The sequence below is a fragment of the Rhizobacter sp. P2_H2 genome, assembly GCF_056403375.1.
Genome location: NZ_JBFUFP010000206.1, coordinates 1 through 6,944, shown reverse-complemented (window position 1 = coordinate 6,944; position 6,944 = coordinate 1). Strand labels below are relative to the sequence as shown.

Below are 6,944 nucleotides of genomic sequence, written 5' to 3'. Positions count from 1 at the left end.
GTGCTGCACCTGGCGGCCATCGCCGCGGCCTGGGCCGGCGGCGTGCTGCAGGCACCCGCGGTCGCGGCGCTCGCGCTGCTGGCGGCCTTCGCCTTCGGCAGCCGGTGGGCGCAAGCGCGCTGGCTGCGTGCCGTGCTGATGGTGCTGGCCGCGGCGCTTGCGATCGCGCTGTTCGTTCACGTGGTGCCGGGCTTTCGCAACCCGAAGTTGTACGACGGCATCCGCTTCACCGCGGACGCGCTGCCCTTCACCCAGTACCTGAACTTCGACAAGGGCTCGGCCGGCCTGCTGTTGCTGGCGGCCTTCGCACCCCGGCTCACCACGCTGCGCGAATGGCGCGACACACTGGCCACCGCGGGCCTCGCGTTCGTCGCGACGGCGGTGGTGGTGTTCGCGCTGGCGGTGTCGGTGCATCAGGTCGCCTTCGCGCCGAAGCTGCCGGTGCTCGCGATCCAGTTCCTGTTCGCCAACCTGCTGCTGACCTGCATCGCCGAGGAGGCGCTGTTCCGCGGGCTGCTGCAGGAGCAGCTGCATCGCCGGCTGCCGGTGGGCGTGGCCGTTGCGCTGTCGACGCTGCTGTTCGGGCTCGCCCACCTCGCCGGCGGCCCGGTCGACGCGCTGCTCGCGGGCCTGGCGGGCCTCGGCTATGCGGCGGCGTACGCGCGCACGCGCCGCATCGAGGCGGCGGTGCTGGTGCACTTCGCGCTCAACGCGACGCACTTCCTGCTCTTCACCTACCCGGCCCTCGCAGGCCGCTGAAGGCTTGAATCAGAGCTTCGGGCCGCGCGGCAGCCCGGCCGCGTCGTAGACCCGGCGGTGCGAGAACCAAGACCAGCCCCAGGCCACGAGCGGCAGCAGGATGGCGGCGAGGGTCCAGGGCCAGTGCTCGACCAGCGTGTCGGTCGTCGTCGCGATCAGGCCCGGGCCTTCCGGGAGCGGCGGTGGATCGCGCATCRGCGGTTCGTCGCGCGTGTCGGGCGTCACCGGCGTCGTCACCGGGCGCGCCATCGCGACCGGGCTGGCGGCAGGCTCCGGCGGCTTCGCAGCCACCGGCTTCACGGGATCCGGCAGCTTCGCGGCCACCGGTTTTGCCGGCTCGGGCCGGGACGCCGCCGCGGCCGGCGCCGACGCACGCGCCGCCACCCGCGGCGCCACGGCCACGGCACTCGCCGCGCTCGCCGGGCTTGTCGCGTTCGTCACACCGGGTGCGCTGGCCGCAGTCGCCCCCTGCGGGGTCAGCCCGCGCCGGTAGTGCAGGATCTTGAACGCGCCGCCGTCGCAGGTGCCGACCACCTTGGCGCCCGGCGGCACCGGCGTCGCGGCCGGTATCGTCTCCAGCGCGCCGCGCACCTCGGGGGGGATGCGCGTGGAGACCGCCTCCTTGAACTGATCGCAGGCCGGCGACTGGGCCGACGCCGCCGCCGACCACCCGAGGGCGGCACCGCACAGCCAGGGCGCGAAGCGGCGATTGAAAGATGAAAACGTCAATGCGTGTGCCTCATGAGTGGTTCAACTGCTCTTCCCAGTGAGCGCAATGGCGACGGAGGTTACGCCATGTCCGCCACGCCGTGTAACAGGCCGGGCAGGCATCATGTGAAGATGTCACGCATCGCGATCGTCAGCGCCATGGCGCAGGAGCTGCACGGCTTGCAGCAGGAGTTGTCCGGCGCGCGCTGCGTACAGCGTGCCGGGCGCGAGTTCTGGAGCGGCCGGCTCGGCGCGCACGACGYGGTGCTGGTGCTGTCGCGCATCGGCAAGGTGGCGGCCGCCACGACGGTGACGCTGCTGCTGGCCGAGTTCGGCGTCGAGCGCGTGCTGTTCACCGGCGTGGCCGGCGGCCTCGGCCCGGCGCAGGTCGGCGACATCGTGGTGGCCGACACGCTGCTGCAGCACGACATGGATGCGTCACCGCTGTTCCCGCGCCACGAGGTGCCGCTGTACGGGCTGTCGCGCTTCGCGGCAGATGCGGCGCTGTCGGCCGAGGTGCAGGCGGCCGCCGCATCGGCGCTGGCCCATCTGCAGCGCGCCCACCTGGATGATTTCGGCGTGCGCGATCCGCAGCTGCGGCGCGGCCTGATCCTCAGCGGCGACCGTTTCGTCAGCAGCGCGGGCGAGAGCCGGCTGTTGCAGGCGAGCTTGCCGGACGCGCTGGCGGTCGAGATGGAGGGCGCCGCGGTCGCGCAGGTGTGCCACGACTTCGGCGTGCCGTTCGCGGTGCTGCGCACGATCTCCGACCGAGCCGACGATGCGGCGCACGTCGACTTCAACCGCTTCATCGCGGAGGTCGCGAGCCGGTACACGCAGGCGATCGTGACGGCGCTGCTCGCACGGCCGGGCTGAGCCACCTGCCGCGGCGCGGTCATCTAGACGTCACGACGACGTCATGTCGCGTTCCTACAGTCGCTCCGGTTGTCCACCCCCGGAGTTCCCATGCACGCTCGCCGCATCGCTTCACCGCTGGCCGCGCTGGCCCTGCTCGCCGCAGGCCTCGCCCATGCCGACACCACGCTGACCGTCTACACCGCGCTCGAGGCCGACCAGATCAAGGCCTACCAGGCGCAGTTCGAGGCCGACAACCCCGGCGTGAAGATCAAGTGGGTGCGCGACTCCACCGGCATCATCACCGCCCGGCTGCTGGCCGAGAAGGCCGCGCCGCAGGCCGACGTGGTGATGGGCGTGGCCGCCAGCTCGCTGCTGGTGCTCGAGAAGGAAGGCATGCTGCAGCCCTACGCGCCGAAGGGCGTCGAGAAGCTCAGCAAGGTCTACGTCGACGATGCCAGGGTGCCGAGCTGGGTCGGCATGGACGTGTGGGGCGCGGCGATCTGCTTCAACACCGTCGAGGCCGCCAGGATCGGCCTGAAGAAGCCCGAGACCTGGAAGGACCTGCTGAAGCCCGAGTACCGCGGCAAGGTCGTGATGCCGAACCCGGCCTCCAGCGGCACCGGCTACTTCGACGTGACGGCCTGGCTCAAGATGTACGGCGAGAAGGACGGCTGGGCCTACATGGACCGGTTGCACGACAACATCGCGCAGTACACCCACTCCGGCTCCAAGCCCTGCAAGCAGGCGGCCGCCGGCGAGTTCCCGATCGGCATCGCGTTCGAGTACCGCGCCGCCAAGCTGAAGGAAGAAGGCGCGCCGATCGACCTGGTGTTCCCGCAGGACGGCCTGGGCTGGGACGTCGAGGCCACCGCGGTGATGCAGGGCACGAAGAACCTCGAGGCCGCACGCAAGCTGGCCGACTGGTCGGCCTCGAAGGGCGCCAACGAGCTGTACGAGAAGAATTTCGCGATCGTCGCCTACCCCGGCGTCGCGAAGCCGAACCCGCTGATCCCCGCCAACTACGAGCAACTGCTGATCAAGCAGGATCTGAAATGGTCGGCCGCCAACCGCGAACGCATCCTCGCCGAATGGACGCGCCGCTACGACGGCAAATCCGAACCGAAGAAGTGACAAGCGCGTGCTGACCGCCGCCGCGATCGAGGCGCTGTTCGCCCGCGAAGGCTCGTCGCTCTATGGCGGCGAAGCCATCAGCCAGGCCGAGCACGCGCTGCAGTGCGCCTGGGCGGCCGAGCAGCAGGGCGGCGACGATGCGCTCGTCGTCGCCTGCCTGCTGCACGACCTCGGCCACCTGCTGAGCGCCCAGCGCGACGACGCGCTCGCGCGCGGCATCGACGACCTGCACCAGCACCGCGTGCTGCCCTTCCTGCGGCCCTGGCTGCCGGCCGACGTGGTCGAGCCGATCGGGCTGCACGTGGAGGCCAAGCGCTACCTGTGCGCGGTCGAGCCGGGCTATGCGGACGCGCTGTCCGAGGCGTCGCGCCACAGCCTCGCGCTGCAGGGCGGCGCGATGAGCCCGCGCGCGGTCGCCGCGTTCGAGAGCCACCACCAGGCCGAACGCGCGATCCGGCTGCGCCGCCATGACGACGCCGCCAAGGTGGTGGGGCTCGAGACGCCGCCGATCGCGCATTTCCTGCCGCGCGTCACGGCGCTGCTGGGGCAGCGCGCATGAAGCCGCAGGCCTTCCACGCCGGCGCGCTGCTCGCCGCGGCCGGCCCCGCGGCAGCCCTCGACACCGGTGCCGGCTGGCTGCGCCTCGACGGCGTCGCCAAGCGCTTCGGCCGCTTCACCGCGCTCGGCGGGATCGACCTCGCGGTGCGCCGCGGCGAGTTCGTCTGCCTGCTCGGGCCTTCGGGCTGCGGCAAGACGACGCTGCTGCGCATCCTCGCCGGGCTGGAACCGCAGGACGCCGGCACGCTGTGGCTCGACGGGCGCGACATCGGCCGGCTGCCGCCCGCCGCGCGCCACTACGGCATCGTGTTCCAGTCGTACGCGCTGTTCCCGAACCTCGATGTCGCGGCCAACATCGGCTACGGCCTGCGCACCGATCGCGCCGCCCGCGCGCGCCGCGTGCAGGAGTTGCTCGACCTGGTCGGGCTGGCCGGCGTCGCCGCCCGCTACCCGGCCCAGCTGTCCGGCGGCCAGCAGCAGCGGGTCGCGCTGGCCCGCGCGCTCGCCACCTCGCCCAGCCTGCTGCTGCTCGACGAACCCTTGTCGGCGCTCGACGCCCAGGTGCGCGAGCACCTGCGCCGCGAGCTGCGCAGCCTGCAGCGCAAGCTCGGCGTCACCACCGTGATGGTCACGCACGACCAGGAAGAAGCGCTCGCGCTCGCCGACACCATCGCGGTGATGAACCAGGGCCGCATCGAGCAGGTCGGCACGCCGGAGCAGGTGTACCGGCAACCGGCCAGCCGCTTCGTCGCCGATTTCGTCGGCCGCGCCAACTGGCTGCCGGTGCAGCGCGACGCGCAGGGCGCGTTCCAGCTCGGCGGCGTGCGCATCGCCTGCGCCGACACGATCGCGCCGGGCTTGTCGGCCGCGACGCTGTTCTGCCGGCCGGAAGACGTGCGCGTGCAGCCGCACTGGACGCCCGGCGCGAACACGCTGATGGCCAGCGTCGACCGCGTCGACTTCATGGGCGGCGTGCGCCGCGCCAGCCTGTCGCTGTGCGCCGCGCGCGAGATCGAGATCCTCGCCGACGTCGGCCCGAACGACGCCGGCTTCGATGCGCTGGTGCCCGGCCAGCGCGTGCCGGTGACGCTGCAGGCCGAGCGGCTGCGGCTGTTCGAGAACGCAACGCCGTGAGCACCCTGGCCTGGAGCGGCCCGCGCCTGCAGCGCAGCGCCGACGAGCATGTGGCGGCCCTGCTGGTGTGGCTGCTGGCCGGCGTGTTCCTGCTGTTCCTGGCCGCGCCGCTGGCGGCCATCCTCGTCAAGGCGGTGCAGGCGCGCGACGGCAGCTTCACCGGCCTCGCGCAGCTGAACGCCCTGCTCGGCGAGGCACGGCTGCGCAGCGCGTTGTCGAACAGCGTGCTGATCGCGCTCGCCACCACCGCGATCGTGCTGCCGCTGGCGCTGGCCTTCGCGTTCGCGCTGACGCGCTCGCGGCTGTGGGGGCGGCCGGTGTGGCGGCTGATCGCGCTGTCGCCGCTGCTCGCGCCGTCGCTGATGCCGGCGATCTCGCTGGTCTACCTGTTCGGCAACCAGGGGCTGCTGAAGTCGTGGCTGGGCGGCGCGTCGATCTACGGCCCGATCGGCATCGTGATGGGCGAGGTGTTCTACACCTTCCCGCATGCGCTACTGGTGCTGGCGACCGCGCTCGCGGTGGCCGACGCACGGCTGTACGAGGCGGCCGAATCGCTGGGCGCCGGCAAGCTGCGGCGCTTCCTGACGATCACGCTGCCGAACGCGCGCTACGGCCTCGCGTCGGCCGGCATGGTGGTGTTCACGCTGGTGGTCACCGATTTCGGCGTGCCGAAGGTGATCGGCGGCCAGACGCAGGTGCTGGCGCTGGAGGCCTACAAGCAGGTGATCGGGCAGCAGGATTTCGGCAAGGGCGCGGTGATCGGGTTGATCCTGCTGCTGCCGGCGCTGCTGAGCTTCGCCGTCGAGCGGCGGCTCGCGCGCCGTGGCGGCGCGGCGATGGGCGGGCGCTCGGTCGCGTACCGGCCGGCGCGCAACCGCGCGCGCGACGGCGTGCTCGGCGCCGTGTGCGCTGCCGTGTCGCTGTTCCTGCTGGCACTGCTGGGCACCGCGATCGCCGCCTCGCTGATCCAGCTGTGGCCGTACAAGCTCGTGCCGACGCTCGCGCACTACGACTTCGACCACGTCGACGGCGGCGGCTGGGGCGCCTTCGGCAACAGCGTGACGGTGGCGGCGCTGACCGCGGGGGCCGGCACGCTGCTCGTCTTCATCACCGCCTACCTGACGCTGAAGACCCCGGCGCCGCGCGCGCCGGCCGCGCTGATCCGCGCGCTGGTGCTGCTGCCGATGGCGGTGCCGGGCCTGGTGCTCGGCCTCGGCTACATCTTCTTCTTCAACGCGCCGGGCAACCCGCTACGCGCGCTGTACGGCAGCCTCGCGATCCTGGTCGCTGCCGGCGTCGCCCACTTCTACACGACGGCGCACCTGACGATGGTGACCGCGCTGCGCCAGGTCGACGGCGAGATCGAGGCCGTCTCGCGCAGCCTGAAGCGGCCGTGGTGGACGGCCTGCCTGCGCGTGACGCTGCCGATCAGCCTGCCCGCGCTGCTCGACGTGGCGCGCTACCTGTTCGTCTCCAGCATGACGACGGTCAGCGCGGTGGTGTTCCTCTACACGCCCGACACCACGCTCGCGTCGATCGCGGTGCTCGGCATGGACGATGCCGGCGACACCGCGGCCGCCGCCGCGATGGCCACGCTGATCGTCGCGAGCTCGCTCGCCGCCACGCTGCTCATCAACGCGCTCGCGGCCTGGCTCGGGCGGCGCTCGCAGGCCTGGCGCCAGCCCTGATTCCTTCGCTTTCCCACCCGGATGTTCCGATGCGCGAACCCTTGTTGTTGACCCCCGGCCCGCTGACGACCAGCCTGGCCACGAAGATGGCGATGCTGACCGACTGGGGCT

General features: G+C 72.2%; 7 protein-coding genes. 6 read left to right on the top strand and 1 reads right to left on the bottom strand.

The genetic code is table 11. From position 1 onward, the window contains the following. On the top strand, positions 1–759 hold a 759-nt coding region (locus tag AC1D15_RS13280; RefSeq protein ID WP_477826344.1), incomplete at its 5' end, for a CPBP family intramembrane glutamic endopeptidase. Positions 760–768: 9 nt separating this feature from the next. Here AC1D15_RS13280 and AC1D15_RS13275 read toward each other — a convergent pair. Then, complete coding sequence (locus AC1D15_RS13275; RefSeq protein ID WP_477826343.1) at positions 769–1,488, bottom strand: DUF1161 domain-containing protein; 720 nt, start codon at positions 1,486–1,488, stop codon at positions 769–771. 111 nt (positions 1,489–1,599) lie between these two features. Here AC1D15_RS13275 and AC1D15_RS13270 point away from each other — a divergent pair, with 111 nt between their 5' ends. The 5 genes from AC1D15_RS13270 (at position 1,600) to AC1D15_RS13250 (ending at position 6,833) form a co-directional block, all read left to right on the top strand. Further along, positions 1,600–2,340 carry a 5'-methylthioadenosine/adenosylhomocysteine nucleosidase gene (locus tag AC1D15_RS13270; RefSeq protein WP_477826342.1) on the top strand — a complete coding sequence of 247 codons (741 nt, stop codon included), beginning with the start codon at positions 1,600–1,602 and terminating at the stop codon, positions 2,338–2,340. A gap of 90 nt (positions 2,341–2,430) precedes the next feature. After that, a complete protein-coding gene (locus AC1D15_RS13265) occupies positions 2,431–3,453 on the top strand; it encodes a putative 2-aminoethylphosphonate ABC transporter substrate-binding protein (protein ID WP_477826341.1) in 1,023 nt (340 codons plus the stop codon). A 7-nt stretch (positions 3,454–3,460) separates the two neighbouring features. After that, a complete protein-coding gene (locus AC1D15_RS13260; protein WP_477826340.1) occupies positions 3,461–4,012 on the top strand; it encodes a phosphonate degradation HD-domain oxygenase in 552 nt (183 codons plus the stop codon). After that, complete coding sequence (locus AC1D15_RS13255; RefSeq protein ID WP_477826339.1) at positions 4,009–5,145, top strand: putative 2-aminoethylphosphonate ABC transporter ATP-binding protein; 1,137 nt, start codon at positions 4,009–4,011, stop codon at positions 5,143–5,145. Before AC1D15_RS13260 ends, AC1D15_RS13255 begins: the two co-directional genes overlap by 4 nt. Beyond that, entirely contained in the window at positions 5,142–6,833 is a 1,692-nt protein-coding gene (locus AC1D15_RS13250; protein ID WP_477826338.1) for a putative 2-aminoethylphosphonate ABC transporter permease subunit, read from the top strand. The genes AC1D15_RS13255 and AC1D15_RS13250 overlap by 4 nt, the downstream gene beginning before the upstream one ends. Positions 6,834–6,944: the final 111 nt, after the last annotated feature.